This window comes from Pseudomonadota bacterium, assembly GCA_026388255.1.
In the GTDB taxonomy this organism is placed as follows: Bacteria; Desulfobacterota; Syntrophorhabdia; order Syntrophorhabdales; family Syntrophorhabdaceae; genus JAPLKB01.
Genome location: JAPLKC010000035.1, coordinates 1 through 18,629, shown reverse-complemented (window position 1 = coordinate 18,629; position 18,629 = coordinate 1). Strand labels below are relative to the sequence as shown.

The window sequence follows — 18,629 nt, the reverse complement described above, 5'->3', positions numbered from 1 at the left end:
TTCAGCTCGATTAATACCTGGGGTATATCCTTTGTCTTTTTTATGGATAATCCCCATGGCGTATTGCTTAATATCCGTATTCTCTTTGATCTACCTGGTCTATGCTCAACATGCGGGGGAGGGCAAACCGACTCAGTTTATCAAATATCGGACTATGCTTTTCATGTTAAACATATTTGCTTTTAGTGATCTTCCGAAAAAAACTTTGGCTGATTCCTTGTCGGTCAAGGAAAGATAATCCGCACCTATTAAATAGAGCATCCTTGATCTCAATTTGCGGGGGATATCAGGATACGTTTCCAAAATAAGCTTATATCCTCTAATTCTTTTCGTGGTTACATTGCTTCTATTGAGCCGCGTGCTTCTACTGTGTACCCTATATTTTGCAAGAACGTCATCGATGTAATAAATAGTATTTTTTCTTGCCACCCTTACCCAGTACACCCAATCTTCAACAGACCCCAGGTCCTCCTCAAAACGCACTGCGTCTTCTAAACATTTTTGACGCATTACAACAGTTGCAATATTAATAAAATTTGTAACACAAAGTTCTTCAAACAAATCACCTGACAATTTTACCCCTTTTTGGTAAATAGAACTGAATCGCTCACCTGTTGGCTCGCTTTTTTCATTAATAATGATTGAATCGGAGTGGATTAGCCCGATTTGCTGATTTTTCTCAAGAAACGCAAGCTGAATATCCAATTTATTTTTTTTCCATATATCATCGGAGTCGCAGAAAGCTATATACTCACCACCTGAAACAGCCATCGCGTCGTTTCTTGAGGCGCCAACACCTTTATTCATTTCGTGATGGATGACTACAATTCTTTTATCCATGTTTTCATATTTTTTTATGATGTCCAAGGAGTCATCATTAGAGCAATCATCAACAATAATAAGCTCAAAATCATTATATGTTTGTTGCAGTACACCTTCAATGGACTCCGAAATGTATTGAGCTTGATCATAACAAGGCATAATAACAGATATTTTTGGCATTACAATTTATTAATTCGTGCTTTAATTAAAGCGCTCAGCCAAGATATATACTCTGTAATTAAGGAAATAAAAAACATAACTTTGTAATAGATTGTTCCGTGGTAATAAGCATTAAGTATTCGATAGTGAATAAAATAAAATAAAATAAATAAGACAAGAAACAGTGATCCGTAGTGAACAAGTGCCCATGTAAATCTGCTTTTCCTGAGAACAACTGAGCCGACAAAAAATGATACTTTTGCTATAATTAGAATGAGGATAAAATAAAATACGAAGGTAATTATCCACGCCCTCAGTATTAATTTATCAAAAATATTTGTTGAGTAATACACATGAGGCGATGCCGGATATAACTGATGCGGTATTAAAGAAATAGATTTAAGATAAGAGTCATATTTCATCAGCCGTATACCGCTTAAATCTTCTATCCTTTCCGCTGCTTCACGAATAGTAAGAGAATTGATATCCTGTTGAGATGAAAGCCAACTCAGGATATTGTCTAAATCATCATAAGTGAAAATGCCGCTTGTTCCCATCCCCTTAAAATCATAACTATGGAATAAAACAACAATAACAGACTGAGGGTCTTTTATTTTTCGTGCTGACTCTATTGCTTCCTTCAAGTTTGATAAACCGCAAACGGCTGGTATGGATTTCAGTCGACTTGACAATAAGCTATCCGCCCTTATGATATAGGCAGAGATTTGCTTAAAACCATTATCTTGAAGAGCTGTTAAAGTGTTTGCATCGAAAGTATTCCATGGAGGGATGAAAGTACTGATTTTAGTGGCAAGACGTTTCTCGAGAAAGGTTTTTGCTTGAACAATTTTGCTTTCCTGAATTTTGAAAGGAACTCCTGAAAATTCAGAATATATTCTATCGGATGGTATCTTGTATGTCTGGTGGGTATACCCGTGAAGCCCCACCTCCACAAAACCTTTATTTATGCCTTCCCTGACAATTTCAGCTTTCTTGTCACTCAACGGCAAGGTAGGTTGAGATATTGGATTATGCTGGTTGCCTTCAACCACAAAGGGAATGACTCCAAATGTACAATGAATGTTATATTTTTGGAAAACATTTAAGATTTTAATATCAAACTCGTCCGAACTAATACTGGAAAAATCATCATAACGAAAAACAATATTTAATGACTTCGCCTCTGATGAATATAACGGAAGAATAATGATAAAACTAAATAATACTGTGCTTATTAATAAATAATATATTCTTTTCATTTTTTTATTTTATCCAATAAATCAAGTTTTGCAAAAAAACGTTTTTTTAAACTTATAATCCTTTTAAGTTTAGCGCGCCAACCGGTATAATGTTTGGCTTCAAACGGTCCGTATAATAAAGTGTTGAGAAATTCCTTTGAAATCCGTTTGCTGTCTTCAATATCCTTGATTTTATTCTCTCGCGTTGAATAGGTAATGTTATGGAATTTTTGAAAATAATCATCATTTTTAGTAAGGCTGTATGGTGAAAATGGATCGTCCATATGCTCCTGCAATATCAACGGATAGTACCATCCATTAATATAGCCTCGTTGCGCTATCTTCAAAAAATAATCGGTCATCCCTATACGCGGCGACCCAGCCTCTAAGTCTCCTGCTTCCAAAAAAATGCTCTTTTTAAGAAGAAAACCGGTACCACACACCCAGGGATGTCTGAATATGAAGTGTTTTCCGAATTTTTGAATTTTTTTTGATGCAACACTTTCATCAAAATCATCTTTTCTGTAATGCCAGCAAGCTATAGCTCCAAGCTGCGGGATATCTTCATGAGCCTTTGAAATAATTTTTATCCATCCTGGTTCTACAAGACAATCGTTGTCAACCTTGCCTACCAACTCAGTGTCACATTTGTGCCAGAAATAATTTAGCGCATAGGTTGGCCCAACATTTTCTTTGTGAAACACAACTTCTTTAACTCTGGAATCTTTTGAAATGTCTTTTAAATATTCTTGTGTGCCATCTGTAGAAGCGTTATCCCATAAATATAATAAAAAATCATCGTCCTTGTTAAGGAGCGATACAATACTTTTTTTTGTGTATTCAAGCCTATTATAGGTAACAAATACGATGCTGGTATCCATTATGCCTCATTAGCCTTTCGCAGGATAAAGAATCTATGCCATGGCATTTCAAAAACACGGTATGTATTTTCAATATAAAGAAATGTTTTTTTCATTACATTGATAATTCTTTTTAAAGGATAACCTTGAATACCGATTTCCCACCTGTGCTCATCCTCATTATTAATGCGAGGCTTTCTGATCCGTTTAATCGTAATAAGCCTTTTAATTTCTTTAATTTTTGGAATCTGAATATTAAATCTGTATGCTCTTTCGGTGTCAGGTATCGATATAACTATATGTTTTTTAGACACACGAGCAAGTTCGCCAAAGGCCTTAGGTACTATACTAAATTCTAAATGTTCAAGTACCTCAAAACAAGTAACAACATCAAAAACAGATTTTTTGAAAGGCAAATCCAAAATATTACCAACTACTTTCGGATTTAATTTCTTGTCAATATCAATGGAAATTATGTCAAACCCTCTATCTTTGAGATAATTAAAAAAAAACTTATTGCCGGTTCCTATTTCAAGAATATTTTTTGGGTTAAGAGAAATTACTTCATTTATTTGATGCCAATAACTTACGAAGCGCCCTTTTGAATCATAGCTCTTATTGAAATATTGCTCATTGCCCGGTTTCAATCCCATATCTAAGACACTTTTTTTATTAATATGCTTATGCTTCCTCTCATTAACGAATATATTCCATAATTTATAAGCCTGTCGAAAGGATAAAACAGTATAAAATATGTGAAAACTCCGCTACATGCAATTAAAATAAACCACAATAACTGATAAGAAGGCAAAGCATTCCTGAGCACTGATATTAAACATATAGTAATAAATAGGTTTATAAGAAGCGGGTATAAAATCCTGATAAATTTCCAGACACCACAATAAGTTCTCTTAATCGCAAAAAACGTAAAACCTATGCTGCTTGCCAACTCGCTTATGAACACAGCGATAGAAGCACCAATTAAACCTCCTTTACTGGTCAACGGGTAAATAAGTATTGCAAGGATAAAAAAACGGAGAGTTTGCATTTTTGTATCTATTATCGGCTGACCCGTAGCATACAATATAGGACCGGCTGTTGCCGAAACAGAACGTGCCATTCCTGCAAAAACCAATATTTTCAGTGGCATAACCATTGGCAACCATTTGTCGCCTAATATAATTTTTGTAAATTCATCTGCCAAAGAGAACATAAGCCCGCCGGCGCAGAAGGAAAAAAACAACGTGAACTGCAATACCTTTAAATACGCATCTCTGAGCTGAATTAAATCATTTTTTAATTTTGAGTATGTTGGAAAAGCAATTTTGGAAACCATATGGGTAATTTCGGTTGTTGGTAGATTTCCAAATCTGTATGACATTTGGTATAATCCAAGCATGCTTACCCCCAACATTTTACCCACTACCATATTATCTCCATTACTTGTCAGGAATATTAAAATGCTTGAGCCAAAGACCCAAACTCCAAAATTTAAAAGATCTTTTATCTTTTTAAAATCGAAATAAAAATGGGGTTTGTACGGATGTAGAAGGTAACTTGCGATGAGAGTCGTACAATTACCAGCAAGCAATCCAAATACTAGACCCCATACGTTTTTCAACAATAAAGAAACAGAAACAGCAACAATGAATTCAACAAATGTGCCGGATATTTGATACATGAATTCTTTCTTAAATTCCAAATCTTTTTGGAAGTATATAACACCAATATTATTAAATCCCTGGATAAGTAATATGAGAGCAACAGTGCGAATAATCGGCGTTGCTTCTGATACGTTAAAAAATATACTCACACGAGGGGCAATGAAATAGATTACCGAGAATAAAACCGCCCCCCTTGCAATCGCGGTAATCCATGCGCTATCAAGGTATTCTCTAACACTCTTTTCTTTTTGTATTAATGCTGCCTGAAAACCGGTCTGAGAAAAAGCTTCCAGGGTCGATATAGTAAGCATTGCTACTGCTGCCAACCCAAAATCATGAGGTGTAAGAATTCTTGCCAGAATAACCATCTTAATCAGGCTAAGAATCTGATTGGCAACTCTTAATACAAATATCCAAAACCCACTCTCAATTACACGTTTATGGAGCGAGCCATGAGGTGCATTCTGCATTGTAGACATTATGGATTTTTGGCAATTTTTTCCGTCGCCACTGGGAAGCAATAGTTTATAAATATACTGCTATGATCGAATTTTACAGAAAATAACATTGTTTTACTTTGCAGTTATTTTTCCGCACTATATTCAAATGCTCCTCTATCCCAAACTCCATCGGCGCCGCGAATTTTACCGTCGATATCAGTATTATATAAAGCGCCTAAATCGTTTTTACCTGGACTAGTGGATTTTGAGAGACGGAAATTATTGTTAGCTTCATTGATAAAAGGGTTTTCGGTGCCTTTTTGGATATTTGGTTCTGATTGAGTGCCAGACTTGAAGAACCAGTTGTAATCATGATCAACATTAGCAAATTCAACATGATTACAACTATACCATAGATTGTTGAATGCTACATTTTTTTGGCCTGAACTAAAATATATACCATTATTATGACCTCTCATATTTGCAAACGTGTTGTTATATATTTTTGTATTGTTGCAAATACGACCGGTAAAAGTCGCAATAGTACCGTTACCGACACCCCAGCGTTTTCTGACTTTTGGATTATTGCTTTCCGTATGATAAAACACATTCCCATAAATCTCCCAGTTATCGCCAACAAATGCTATTACAGCAGTTCCTTCAATGTCCTCCCATATATTAAATCTGACGATCCACGAGTCATTTTGGTCGTGCGCCATAATTCCTTCCGAATGCTCTTTTGGGTGACTCTCGTTTCTGGCTATATAACAGTATTCTATGAGAACATTGTTATTATGAATTATTTGAATTGGCGTTCCACCTGCATCATGAAGATAACAATACTGGATTTTCCAACCGGTTGTACCGGGAATCCCTCCTGCACAAATCAAATTATTTCCACCTTTATCGTTGTCGTCCCCGCCACCAATTACTTCTAAATATTTAATTGTTATATGGGAGGCACTGTATGTATTACCAACATATATCCCGGGGCCACCTTTTTCGGATGTGTCTATTGCAAATCCATAGCCGGACTTCCAGTCGTCATTTCTTCTTTGGCCATCCAGGATCCAATAGCCGGTTGTGATCTTGAAACCTTGAAAAATAGATTGTCCTGTTCCTAAGGCATTATCCCAGTCAGCATTAGCCCCATGGTCAGTTAAAATGGCTTTTTTAATTGTAATGAGTTGCGATCCGGATTCGGACTCTCTCAAAATGTGCCAATCGTATCGTCCATCCCCCACATAATAAGTGCTTCCGCGTTTCATTTTGGAAGGCAACCCCTTAAAAGCTCCGCGTCCATTGGGTGATGTTGCGCAAGACCAGCTTGATCCATCGCCGTCATTTGCGCAAGCATTTACACCAACAGCCGGACGGATGCAATAACTCGATAGTTCGGCTTCTTTAGATGCAGTTTTTTTATCTAACAGGTTAGCAACTTTCAGATCAAGGGGCTTTTTATCACTTATCTTATCTTTAATCTTGCCCATCATTTCTCTCACATCCAAGGCCAAAACTCTTTGCATCATGCTATTTCCGTCCATTGCAACAAACATGATCCCAACTAAAGACAATAAAAAAAGAAAAAAAGCGATAAACGCCTTAAAAGACATAAAGCGCCTCCTATTGGTTAATTGTAATGCCAGCTTTAAGCAACTTTTCAAATTCTGCGATCAAATCTCGCGCCATAATGCTAAGGAGCTACATCCCGTAAAATCTACAATACCAGAAGAGAAATACAAAAAAAACCTCAATTACTTGTCTATTAAAGCTCTCCAGCATAATAACCATTCATGACAAAAACGTGTTAAACCAAGCATTAAGGAAAAGAAGACTAAAGAGTATCTTGAAGTGATTGTGTCGACCGCTTCGATGCTCTTTGATCAGTTGCTGGACTCTTTCATACTGAAAATAGTTATACATTATAGCATTATTATCAAGCAGGCTGCTCTCTGCACCACCGTACACCCCCTGACGAAACCACTCATCAACAGGCGTAACAAAACCGAGCTTTCTTCTTTTAATAATCTCATCAGGCAGGAATCTCTTGCATACCTGCTTGTGTATCCATTTCCCTGATCCGTTACGTACTTTATAAGATGCCGGAAGTTTTTCCGCGTATTCCACAACCTCCTGATCCAAAAAAGGAACTCTTATCTCAAGACCATGCGCCATAGAAAGTTTATCTGCATAAAGCAACAATTCATCAGGAAGAGCAGACCGAACCTCCAGGAATTGGAAACCTCCGAGTTCATCAGTATATTCTATCATGGGTTCTAGACCTTGCCAGCATTCGAGAATCCTGTCTCCAGCCCCATCAGGTAAAATGCCGTCCTGAAAAAGGCTGTCGACAAATCCACCGGACATAAGTGAAAACACATGTTGATACCTGACCATCCTTTCCTGTACATCTAAGGAGTATATTGCTCGTTTGGCAGCTTCATTCCGCGGTAAGTACCCCACAACAGAACCCATGAGTTTTCTAAACGGTTTCGGCAATGCTCTCCAATATCGACCGTATTGGACACCGATATGCCTTTTGTATCCGCCGAACAACTCATCGGGGCCTTGCCCCATGAGCGCGACCTTCACCTTGCTCCGAACATGTTCGCACAGACTGTACATTGGTATGGCTGATGAGGCTGCAATAGGCTCCTCTAACGCCCATACGACTTTCGAAAATATATCATCGAAGTCTTTCTTTTCCATCTTGATTCCACTATTGCGCGCCCCGAGAATACGAGCAGTATTGGCTGCCGCATCAAGCTCATCGTCACGGAATTCGTCGCCAAAACCAACAGTGAATGTCTGCCAATCACTGCCATGTGCCTCCATAAGAGCAAGAAGTAGTCCCGAATCTACACCTCCGCTCAATAGAAGACCAAGCGGGACATCGCTTATGAGTTGCCTTTTAACTGCCCGCTTGTAAAGATGAAGAAGATCGTCTTCGGCCTGTCTGAAATCGGGCAAAGGGTCAAAGGGAATCGGTTGGTACTTCCACCAGCGTTCAACCAGATACCTTCCCTTCTCAACAGTCAATTTTGTTCCCGGGGCAAGCTTTTTAATACCATTGATTATGGTAAGCGGGGACGGAGTGTATCTGTATCTCAGGAAAAGGTTGATAGCCACCGGATCAACATCGGGTTTCCCTCTTTCACTGGTTGTTATAGACCTCATTTCTGAAGCAAACCAGAGAGACCCATCCTGAATCTTGTAATATACAGGCTTAACACCTAAACGGTCACGTGCCAGAATAAGTTTTTGTTTTCTTTCATCCCATATAGCGAGCCCGAATATCCCGTTCAAATGTTGAAGAACATCGTCATCCCAATGTTTGTAACCATGGATTATGACTTCTGTATCTGATTTCGTTCTAAAAATATATCCTTGACTTTCAAGCTCGACTCTTAATTCAGGAAAATTATAAATTTCACCATTAAACACTACCCATATCGTCTCTTCACTGTCAGACATAGGTTGGTGGCCGCCTTCAAGGTCTATTATCGACAATCTTCTAAAACCTAATCCAATAGAACCGGAAAAATGATATCCTTCATCATCCGGCCCCCGGTGAGACAAAGCGCGGGCCATAGCTCTCACGACTGAAACATCCACCGGAGAGTTCTCCACATAATTAAACTGGCCGCAAATTCCGCACATATTCTGCCTTTTTTTTTGAGAGAGAAAGTCTATCCTGATCCTGTTTTTTGACGACTCCCTGTAGCAAGAAACGACCATAACCGTCTCATCTGTTCCTTTCTCAGATATCGCACAACATCATCAGGGATTGGCCTTTTGTATCGACGGACCAGAGCCCAAAGATAGCCTGACAATATAAAAAAGCTTCCCAGTATATATGGTTTATCCTTAATGCGTGACATATACCGTGCTACCTGAAATAACGGGTGATACCCGAGCAGGTAGTGTGAAATTCCCTTTCGAAATCCTTCGGCTAATATATTCCCTTTTCCAGAAGCAACGCGTCGGTGATGGAGCACTGTAAGTTCCGGGAATGTTCTCACCTCCCACCCCTTCGACCTCGCCATTATTTCGGCCGCAGTATCTATCCCCCCGGTCATGATAGGGATATATCCTCCGATATTTTCATAGCACTCCCGACGAAACAATTGAGTTGCCCCTGCGACACTGTTGAGGCTGATGTTTTGTAATACATAAACATTATTTACCAGCTCGGCAATAATTCCGCCTGCTATTCCCAGTTTTAAATTTTCGCTGAACTTTTCCAATATATTTTTATAATAATCAGATTCAAAAGAAACATCAGCATCCAAATTACCTATAAAGTGGTAATCTTTAGACTCTAATCTCCTGTAACCTGCCTGGAAGGCATACGCTTTCGAGTTAAAATTCCGTCCCTGATGTTCAGAGACAGATATAAGTCTTATAAAACTATGATCTCTCTGATATGAAGCAACTACTTCCTCAGTGCGGTCTGTTGACCCATCATTAACGATCACCCATTCCTTCGGGAGAACAGATTGAGCAGCTACTGCCTCAATCGTTTTTCCAATAAAGGATTCTTCATTCCTTGCGGGGGTTATTAGGACGTACATTTTTCCGTAAGTAGATCAATTTATGGGGTTCGCGAAATCATCCAGTGAAGGCATGCGGCACTTGACTTAATTTTATTTAACATCACATCTCTTTTAGATGGCTTTACCAAATAGACGGCTAATCCGATAACGGTTCTTACCAGTTCATGAAGTATGATAATCAGATAAAATCCTGCCTGCTGCAGTGTATTGTAATGTTTTCTCCAATATTGCAGATTTGCACGCCATTCCTCAATAGCAAACTCTGCTGGAGCAATGGAAGAACTTGCTCCGCCAAAATGAATAGCCGTCGATCCCGGATAAAACACAACCTGCCAACCAGCACCCCAAAACCTCTTACACCAGTCTTTGTCCTCAGCGTACATAAAAAAGGAATCGTCGAGCAAACCCGCCTGATCTATTGCCTCACGCCGTACCATCATAAAACAACCGCTGAGAGAATCTACTCGCCTGATTTGATTATGTGCCCAAAAAGTCATCAATTGGCCGCTAAACAACGACGTTCCTGGAAATAAAGTATCAAAAGCCAGAGCTCGACACGTACAATTCCATAATGTTGGAAATTGTTTACATGAAGGTTGGAGCGTGCTGTCCGGATTTAATATTTTTGGAGCTACTATAGCAATTTGCGGATATTGCTCAACGTAATTATATAAGTTAACTATACAGAAACGTTCTACTATTATGTCGGAGTTTATTAAACAAATGTATTTACCTCGACTTCGTTGAATTCCAATATTGTTTGCCTTTGCAAAACCAAGGTTGGATGTGTTTTTTATAAGAGTAACTTCAGGGAAAATTTGTTCCACCATGGCAGCGGAACCATCAGTTGATGCATTATCAACTACTATAATTTCTGATCTGAACACACTTATTTCTGAAATAACAGATCGTAAACATTGCAGCAACAAATCTTTCGTATTCCAGCTTACAATGATAATTGATAGATTAATCTCTTCTGTCAAGGCACTATTTTATGTGATAATTCATTATAATTTATTTTGCCGATAAATAAACGAACTGCCCTTTAGAATCCAGTGATTCCTCCTCTTTTGCTACATTTTGTGGCAAACTGATAATAAGTGAAATCATTGCAATAGCGGTTAAAAATATGGAAACGTTTTGATCAAAATAAGCAACTCCAAAAGATGAAACAACATGAGTAAATAAAGAAGCTCCAATCCCCCATAAGAAAAATTGCTTTCCCGGTTCACCCTCGCTGGCTCTTAATAATTTTCCAAGCCCGTTAAAGCATAGGACAAAAATGTATATAAAAAGGATAAGAGTGAACAGTCCTCCATTCACTCCAATCCGTACAAACCAATTTGTTACATCCGCCAGCTTACCATATTCGTCCCAATATGCCGTACTTGCAGAGCCAAACAGCCACCAATCTCCAAATTGCTCAAAAAAAGCATCCAGGAGCTTGTACCTGTGATAGGCTGTTGATGCCGTATATATCTTGAACTTTGCTAAAAGACGCCATACGTTCCATGATAGGCCAATTTGCAAAAACACCATAGTTACCAGAGTTACACGCCATATAAAACGGGCATTGTTTTTAAAACGCCACATAAATATTCCAAATAAACCTGCCACATAAGACATAACCGGGCCACTCGATCCGGAAGTCATAACAATGATTGTCGAAGCAAAAAAACAGATAATAGCGATCTTCTTTCCCCCACGCTCTTCCTTCCAAAGCGAAATTGCCATCGGCACAAGCACTGCCCCGAAGGTCCCGGCCAAGATCGAATGACCGAATGGGCCTTGCGCCCGTACTTTTGTCTCACGAACTTCAACGACCTGCTGCAATCCACCGAAAAAAGTAAACTTTTGTCCTGTCAGAGATTCGAAAATCATTATAGCAGCAACACCTACGGCGAAATACGTAAAGATTTTAATTACTCGGACAACATCTTCCATATCTGTTATCAAACATCTGAAGAGAAAATACATACCGATCATATCATAGGCGAATCCAAGACGGTTCACGACACTTGCCCAGCTCCCAAATAAAAGGACACGTGAAAAGAATGCCGCAATAACAAAGTAAATAAAGACTTTGTCGATACGGTTTAGCGTGATAAATTGAAGGTCATGGCGTCTCATCACGCCTACCCACGCAAAAAATGTTGCTATTCTGTACAAGATAAAATTGAAATCACCTATTACTATTCTCTGGCCGCCGGAAACAAATAAGGTTATAAAAAGAAAAGGGATAATGGCATATTGTCTTTGCAAAGTTATTGACATTACACCCATAATCAATGTGAGCATCAAGCCCATTAATGTAACATATGTGATACCGGTTAATGGATCGGCTAACATAATCCCTCTTTTTCTCTTTGTGCGTATACCTTTGCAGCTAAAACATCGATGATTCTTTCGGCGGCTCTGCCGTCCCAGTAGTCCGGACTTTTAGTGGCGGCAATTTTTCTTAATTGATCATGAAAACATTTTATTATTTTGTTTTTATCCGTCCCTGCAAGAATATTTGTTCCTTCTTCTATTGTTACAGGTCTTTCAGTATTATTTCTTACCGTAACACAGGGTATGCCTAAACAGGTAGTTTCCTCCTGAATACCTCCGGAATCAGTCAAAACTATTTTCGCATTAGACATTAGACATAAAAAATCGATATAGCTTAACGGATCAATAAGGTTTATTCTTTTTTCTGAGATTTGTGCCCCATTTCCACAAGTCTGAAGTCCCGTTAAAAAGTTAAAATAATTATTGATACCGAATTCATTAATTTTATTCACAGTACGGGGATGGGCAGGAAAAATAACAGGGAGGTATATTGAGATTTCAGCCAAAGCTTCTATTATGTTCAAAAAAAGTGGCTTGTTGTCAACATTTGAAGGACGGTGAAGCGTCAATAAAGCATAAGGAGTGATCAAGCAGTCCTTGAATGTTTCCTCTGTACCGGTTGTTTTGCTGACTTGAGAAGCAATACCTAAATTCGACAGAATTGTTGATCTGTTTGCAATATCCTTAAAAATCAGCAAGGTATCTATCATGGTGTTGCCGACGAAATATACTTTTTCGTCTGGAATACCTTCTTTTTTTAAATTAAGTATTCCACTTCTTTCGGTAACAAAAAGATAATCAGAGAGATGGTCGGTAAGTACCCTGTTCGTTTCTTCAGGCATAGTCTGATCAAAGGAACGGAGACCTGCTTCAACATGGGCAATAGATGGTTTAACATTTTTCGAATCATGGAATATTTTTGAAGCTGCGAGCGCACATGCAAGTGTAGAATTTACATCACCTACAACAATCACAACATCAGGTATAACTTGAAGCAAAACTTTTGCAAACTTTTTCATGATCTCAGCCAATTGTTCAATATGCGTCCCGGAACCAACTCCCAGGTTAATATCCGGTTTGGGAAGATTCAGGTCATTAAAAAAAGAATCTGACATCAGTTGATCGTAATGTTGGCCCGTATGAACCAGAATATGTTCTATGGTCTGCGGAGAACCGGCATAGTGCCTGTTGTGCTTTTCTATTGCTGCACAGACAGGGGCAACCTTCATAAAATTCGGCCTGGTGCCAACTACACTGAGAATTTTCACTTTTTCTCCATAAGGGTCAATTATACTTATTTTTTATGTTTAGTTATTTTTATGCAGATTGCAGTCCTAAAATACATTTTCAAGAACTTTGGTAACATTGCTTATGATACTTGTCAATGCCAGATTATTCCTTAAAATTGTATCTTCTGATCGATTTCTCTTCGGAATCTTCAGAACATTTTTCAGGCCTTCTTCATTTTCCAGTAAAGTTAAACGGCCGCAATCAACAAGGTATTTATCTACAGCACCCAATTTTCCGCGAAAGATACTGTAGACGGGCACACCTAAGGCCGCAGCCTCCCTATTCATAGTTCCGCCACCACTAATCACCACATCGGCATACCACATCAAATTAAGTCCGTCAACAACCTGCTCAGGTATGATTATCTTTTTTCTTTTATATAAATCAGGCCATGTATTCTTGACAAGTAATTTTTGACGGTCATTTCTTGGAACCAGAATCATGCAAACATTCTCAATATTACCAAGAAAATCAATCGTTTTCAAAAAAAGTGATTCGCTTTCAGCAGTATGATAATGTGCCTCAACAGCCGGGGGCCGTATGACAATCAACAGGCTCTCCGTGTGAACGCCCAATTCTTGAAGAATTTTAGGATTCGGTTGAAAATACGGAACATACACATCCTCTTTAATCCCTGGGTAGGTAAGAATACCCTTTTTAAAATGCTTGATTTTCTCTTTATGCATAATATCGGGCACAAGAGCCCATGTTGGACTGACAACTTCTGCAGTGTGTTCATAATCGGAAATTGCAATCGATGTTATTCCAAGAATTGATGATACAAGTATCTGCGATCTGGAACCGTGGGACAATGCAAGATCAGGTTTTTCCCTTAAAGCAAGCGGCAGCAACTGTATTCCTCTATGCAAAAAGCCATAAAGTTTCATAAATTTGTTCTTACCATAATGGCGTCCGACTTTTTTATATTCAATCTTCATAAAATCGGCGAGATTATATACCTGATAACTGTCCCTGGCAGTAATAAATAAAATATATCCGGCTTCCTGCAATTTGCCTATGATCGGCTTAAAAAATGGCACGTGCGGTGAATTGTCTAAATCGATCCATATTTTCTTTTGCATTAGTGGATCCATAAGCTGTTGTTTTTATTTCTAATAAATTGTCTGTTAATTTTATCTTACCTCAATTTTTGAAATTATTGAACCAAAATCTTGCAATATCCCTAGGCAGTACATGCCAGAACTGTCTTTCGTATTTTTTTTTAATATATTCAAGAAGATCTGTGTAATATTTGATAGGATATTCTTCCATATTCGGCTTGGATGTTCCGAAATTCATATAGTCAGGATGGGTATTTACCAATACCATGCCGCCACGGTCCACAACCCAGTCTAATTTTTTCTTCCATATAGAAATATCCTGCTCTTCGAGAAGCTTAAATAGCGTAAAATCTTGTGGAAGTGTACACGGGAGCTCGATATATCCTTTTTCTTTGCTCTTGTCTGCAACCCAAAAAGGGAATATTGTCTCCACGCCGTCAGGTTGAGGTTCAAATGGATCAGTATCAAAGGTTGAGGCGTCATACTCGATATTTAAATCATGAATCCAATCGAGGTTATGCTGCATAAATGGTGATCGGAAACCAACACTTCCCCATGCTTCAAGATATTTATTGATTTTGAAAGCTCGCTCAAGAAATATTTCTCTGGAACGGTAGAGCTTTCCATCGTGGTATAACCCGTGTATCCCCACTTCAAAACCCTTCGTATTCAAATACTTTCGCAGATCCGGTGAGACAGAATATCGTTCAGGCACAAAGTTGAAAGATGAACAGAAATTCATGGATTGCTCGAGATCGGCCAGTTCGCGGCTTTTGTCGTGACCACCTGCGGTTTCAACATCATGAGTTAAGATCAGGGCAAATTTCTTGCCCTCCGGCCATACGTTCCAGCCAATAGGGGGATTACCTGCCTTCTCATCGATCGGCCAGACATCTCTGCAACTGTTCAGTTTGTATTTAGCCATAAGCCTTCTGAGTAAGATTTGTAATGACCTTGGTACAATGGGTTTTATATTATAATAAAAAGCTGTGAGGAAACTAGGCAGCATTCATCACCCTATATGTTTATACAGCAGGGAACCTATCGATTTGAGTACCGGGATGGGCATTTTGCTGAATAAAAAATGGTTAAATTTTCCTACTTTCTGGGCAGTTTTCGTGGGAGTATTCTTCATTAAATTATATCTATAGTATCCTATCTCCTTTTCCGTAGCGCCCCAACCTGTCTTGAACTTTCTGAGGCCTTCGTTCTCAGGCTCCGTTCTTCCCAAAGATAGGGTCTTATAACCACGTTGACAATACCATCTTATCGCCTCCCACAAAATAAGGTTATTCGCCCTTAAACATTGAAATTCCATATATGATGCCGCATACTTGTACATCGCTTCCTCTCCGAAATTGACAAACATGGCGCCGGCAATATAGTTGTTCCGGAAGGAAGCAAGTGCAACAAAACCCATATTTTTCGATATAACGTGTTCATGGAGTTTTTTAAAAAAAAAGTAAGGCTGTGGGGGTATCCCATGGCGCTTCCTCGTAATACAGTTAAGTTTATAAAAATCTCTCACAGATTCCATACTGTTTAAGATTTTTACCTCTACTCCTTCTCTTGCAGCTTTGTGGATAGCACTTTTCGTCCCCTTTCTGAAGTCGGTAAATATTGATTCTTCTTTTCGGGATAAGGTCAGAAAATGATGGAGATATCTTTCAGAGTATTCTGAATAGTTCAAACCGTCCTGGGCACCTCTTAATTCCAAATATCGCCATTTGAATCTCTTACCATGATCAATCATGGCATTAAACAGAACATTAAGTTGCTCAGGATTGTCAAATATGGGTTCACAATAATCAGTAAAAGGCAGGGAAACGGCCCGTTTACCGGTTATCTTACTATCTACCTCCATAAGCGGGATCAATGCCAAAATATGTCCACTATCAAATAATACAAAATAAACGGGATTATAATGATAGGCTTCGCTCAGTACTCTTGCCCAGGCAGATGAGTGAAAGAAAGAATAGCCGGATTTTTCAAGAACCAGGCTGTCCCATCCTACAAAATTGATTGGGTTAATAATTTGAAGGTCCATGAGATAGCAAAAAAGAATGCAAAAATACGGCGTTCATGCCCGTTAATCCTTGGGAATCAGAAACAATGTAAATGTATCTCGCTTTAGAGAAGATCCCTTATTCCATTAGCTACATACTCAATCTGATCCTTGGTTAATTCCGGGAACATCGGCAGCGAAACAAATTCTTCGGCACACTTCTCTGCAACTGGCAAACTTCCTTTGCAATAACCCAGAAAATCGTAAGCAGTCTGCAAATGAACCGGGATAGGATAGTGGATTCCGCAATTAATTTCCTTCTCGGCAAGACCGGCTATGAGATTGTCACGATCTTTAGCGCGTATCGCATAAATATGATATACGTGTTTTGCGAAATCAGCCTCTTTAGGCAGAATAAGACCATCTACACCTTCGAGGGCTAAATTGTATAAAAGCGCGTTTTTGCGACGCGCTTCATTCCATGCATTAAGATATTTTATTTTAACACTTAAAATAGCGCCCTGAAAACCATCCATACGTGCGTTCCAACCTATAAAATTATGGTAGTACTTTTTTGCCTGACCATGATCCCGCAATATGCGAATTCTGTCTGCCATATCACCGTTGTTGGTTACCACAGCACCTGCTTCACCATAGGCTCCGAGGTTCTTGCCCGGATAGAAACTAAAACAGCCCGCGTCACCCATTGTACCGGCTGAGTTTCCCTTGTATAAAGCCCCGTGTGCCTGACATGCATCTTCAATGACATGTAAACCATGCTCTCTGGCGATATCCATTATTGAATCCATATCGGCCGTCTGACCAAAAAGATGGACCGGTATTATCGCCTTTGTCTTTGATGTAATTGCGGCCTCAATTAAAGATGTGTCCATGTTGTAAGTTTTTTCATCAACATCAACAAAAACAGGCTTTGCACCGCAAAAACTTATGGCCTCTGCAGTCGCAATAAACGTATCAGGCACCGTTATAACTTCATCTCCTTCACCAACACCAAGAGCAATCAGGCTCAGCCACAGGGCATCTGTTCCGGAACCCACTCCGATAGCATGCTCAGATCCACAGAATGCGGCAAATTCCTTTTCAAACTGCGCGACTAAGGGTCCGCCGGCAAAGGCTGTATTGTCCATAACATTTTGTAATGCTTGATTAATTTCTGTTCTAAGAGACTGATACTGCATTTTAAGATCGAGAAAAGGTACTTTCACGGTTTAACCTCCTGGATTTTTCTCAGTATACGGGCCGGATTGCCCGCCACTATCATATCTGGCGGTACATCTTTCGTTACAACACTACCGGCTCCTATAACTGCATTTTCTCCTATTGTTACATTACAGAGGATAGTTGATCCGGAGCCAATTGAAGCTCCTCTTTTAACCAAAGTTGGTTCCACTTTCCAATCCTCCTCTGTCTGCAATGCACCTTCAGGGTTTGTTGCTCTCGGGTAAAGGTCGTTTATGAAAGCTACACCGTGTCCGACAAAAACATTGTCTTCTATGGTCACGCCTTCACAGATAAAGGTGTGGCTTGATATTTTGCAGTTCTTGCCGATTACGGCATTTTTCTGTACCTCTACAAATGCACCTATCTTGGTATTATCGCCGATGGAGCATCCGTACAGGTTTATAAACTTTGACAGTTTTATGTTTTTCCCAAGCTTGACATCATCTGATACGGACAAATATTGACTCATAGTTCTACTATTTCACCCTTTTTCATTAACGATTTATTTGCAGCTTCAAGAACTTCGACAACTCTTAATCCTGATATACCATCATTGATGGGCGTTTTATTGTTTAACACACAGTCTACAAAATGTTCTGTTTCAAGCTTCAACGCTTCCGTTTTATTCACTTTCGGCACCCACATATCTCCTGAACGGTAACTGACAAGGAGATCATAAATGCCTTCCCTGCTTTCTACATCAACTCCTTTGTCGTATATTTCTATTTTTTGATCTTCTTGAAGATCATTCCAGACAAGCATCTTTTTGTCACCACCGATGAGCGTTGTTCTTATCTTAACCGGCGACATCCAATTCACATTGCTATACGTAACAAAATGATACTTGATTCTTAGACCATCAGAGGGTCATTATCTCTTTGTTTTTTCTGTAAGAAAAAAAGGAGAGAAACATGACCTACATCAATGCATCATCGGGCAACACGCAATACGTAACGAGAGA

The 18,629-nt window shown here is 39.1% G+C and carries 17 protein-coding genes; all 17 read right to left on the bottom strand.

Going from position 1 to position 18,629, the window contains the following annotated elements; genetic code table 11:
* Positions 1-132: 132 nt before the first annotated feature.
* The 17 genes from NT178_03660 to NT178_03580 all read right to left on the bottom strand — a co-directional run bounded on the left by NT178_03660 (position 133) and on the right by NT178_03580 (position 18,478).
* A complete protein-coding gene (locus NT178_03660) occupies positions 133-1,002 on the bottom strand; it encodes a glycosyltransferase (protein MCX5811624.1) in 870 nt (289 codons plus the stop codon).
* The gene (locus NT178_03655) at positions 1,002-2,240 is read right to left on the bottom strand and encodes a DUF2334 domain-containing protein (GenBank protein MCX5811623.1); all 1,239 of its coding nucleotides are present in this window, start codon (positions 2,238-2,240) and stop codon (positions 1,002-1,004) included. Before NT178_03655 ends, NT178_03660 begins: the two co-directional genes overlap by 1 nt.
* Positions 2,237-3,100, bottom strand: a complete 864-nt coding sequence (locus NT178_03650; protein ID MCX5811622.1) for a glycosyltransferase — start codon at positions 3,098-3,100, stop codon at positions 2,237-2,239. The genes NT178_03655 and NT178_03650 overlap by 4 nt, the downstream gene beginning before the upstream one ends.
* Complete coding sequence (locus NT178_03645; GenBank protein ID MCX5811621.1) at positions 3,100-3,732, bottom strand: class I SAM-dependent methyltransferase; 633 nt, start codon at positions 3,730-3,732, stop codon at positions 3,100-3,102. Before NT178_03645 ends, NT178_03650 begins: the two co-directional genes overlap by 1 nt.
* A gap of 2 nt (positions 3,733-3,734) precedes the next feature.
* Positions 3,735-5,213, bottom strand: a complete 1,479-nt coding sequence (locus NT178_03640; protein MCX5811620.1) for a lipopolysaccharide biosynthesis protein — start codon at positions 5,211-5,213, stop codon at positions 3,735-3,737.
* A gap of 113 nt (positions 5,214-5,326) precedes the next feature.
* Positions 5,327-6,796, bottom strand: a complete 1,470-nt coding sequence (locus NT178_03635) for a right-handed parallel beta-helix repeat-containing protein (protein ID MCX5811619.1) — start codon at positions 6,794-6,796, stop codon at positions 5,327-5,329.
* A 178-nt stretch (positions 6,797-6,974) separates the two neighbouring features.
* The gene (gene asnB / locus NT178_03630; GenBank protein ID MCX5811618.1) at positions 6,975-8,921 is read right to left on the bottom strand and encodes an asparagine synthase (glutamine-hydrolyzing); all 1,947 of its coding nucleotides are present in this window, start codon (positions 8,919-8,921) and stop codon (positions 6,975-6,977) included.
* A complete protein-coding gene (locus NT178_03625; protein ID MCX5811617.1) occupies positions 8,873-9,757 on the bottom strand; it encodes a glycosyltransferase family A protein in 885 nt (294 codons plus the stop codon). Before NT178_03625 ends, asnB begins: the two co-directional genes overlap by 49 nt.
* Before the next feature lie 20 nt (positions 9,758-9,777).
* Positions 9,778-10,722: a glycosyltransferase family 2 protein gene (locus tag NT178_03620; protein ID MCX5811616.1), complete on the bottom strand. Its 945-nt coding sequence runs from the start codon at positions 10,720-10,722 to the stop codon at positions 9,778-9,780.
* Between the two features lie 31 nt (positions 10,723-10,753).
* On the bottom strand, positions 10,754-12,088 hold the full coding sequence (locus NT178_03615) for a hypothetical protein (GenBank protein MCX5811615.1): 1,335 nt from the start codon (positions 12,086-12,088) through the stop codon (positions 10,754-10,756).
* Positions 12,082-13,338: a UDP-N-acetylglucosamine 2-epimerase (non-hydrolyzing) gene (gene wecB / locus NT178_03610; protein MCX5811614.1), complete on the bottom strand. Its 1,257-nt coding sequence runs from the start codon at positions 13,336-13,338 to the stop codon at positions 12,082-12,084. Before wecB ends, NT178_03615 begins: the two co-directional genes overlap by 7 nt.
* A 66-nt stretch (positions 13,339-13,404) precedes the next feature.
* Entirely contained in the window at positions 13,405-14,442 is a 1,038-nt protein-coding gene (locus tag NT178_03605; GenBank protein ID MCX5811613.1) for a DUF354 domain-containing protein, read from the bottom strand.
* 61 nt (positions 14,443-14,503) lie between these two features.
* Positions 14,504-15,346, bottom strand: coding sequence for a hypothetical protein (locus tag NT178_03600; GenBank protein ID MCX5811612.1), 843 nt, complete (start codon positions 15,344-15,346; stop codon positions 14,504-14,506).
* A gap of 87 nt (positions 15,347-15,433) precedes the next feature.
* The gene (locus NT178_03595; GenBank protein MCX5811611.1) at positions 15,434-16,468 is read right to left on the bottom strand and encodes a peptidoglycan bridge formation glycyltransferase FemA/FemB family protein; all 1,035 of its coding nucleotides are present in this window, start codon (positions 16,466-16,468) and stop codon (positions 15,434-15,436) included.
* Positions 16,469-16,551: 83 nt separating this feature from the next.
* Positions 16,552-17,652 (bottom strand): DegT/DnrJ/EryC1/StrS family aminotransferase, encoded by a 1,101-nt coding sequence (locus NT178_03590; protein MCX5811610.1) that lies wholly within the window; start codon positions 17,650-17,652, stop codon positions 16,552-16,554.
* Entirely contained in the window at positions 17,649-18,137 is a 489-nt protein-coding gene (locus NT178_03585; GenBank protein ID MCX5811609.1) for an acyltransferase, read from the bottom strand. Before NT178_03585 ends, NT178_03590 begins: the two co-directional genes overlap by 4 nt.
* Entirely contained in the window at positions 18,134-18,478 is a 345-nt protein-coding gene (locus NT178_03580; protein MCX5811608.1) for a hypothetical protein, read from the bottom strand. The genes NT178_03585 and NT178_03580 overlap by 4 nt, the downstream gene beginning before the upstream one ends.
* Positions 18,479-18,629 lie beyond the last annotated feature (151 nt).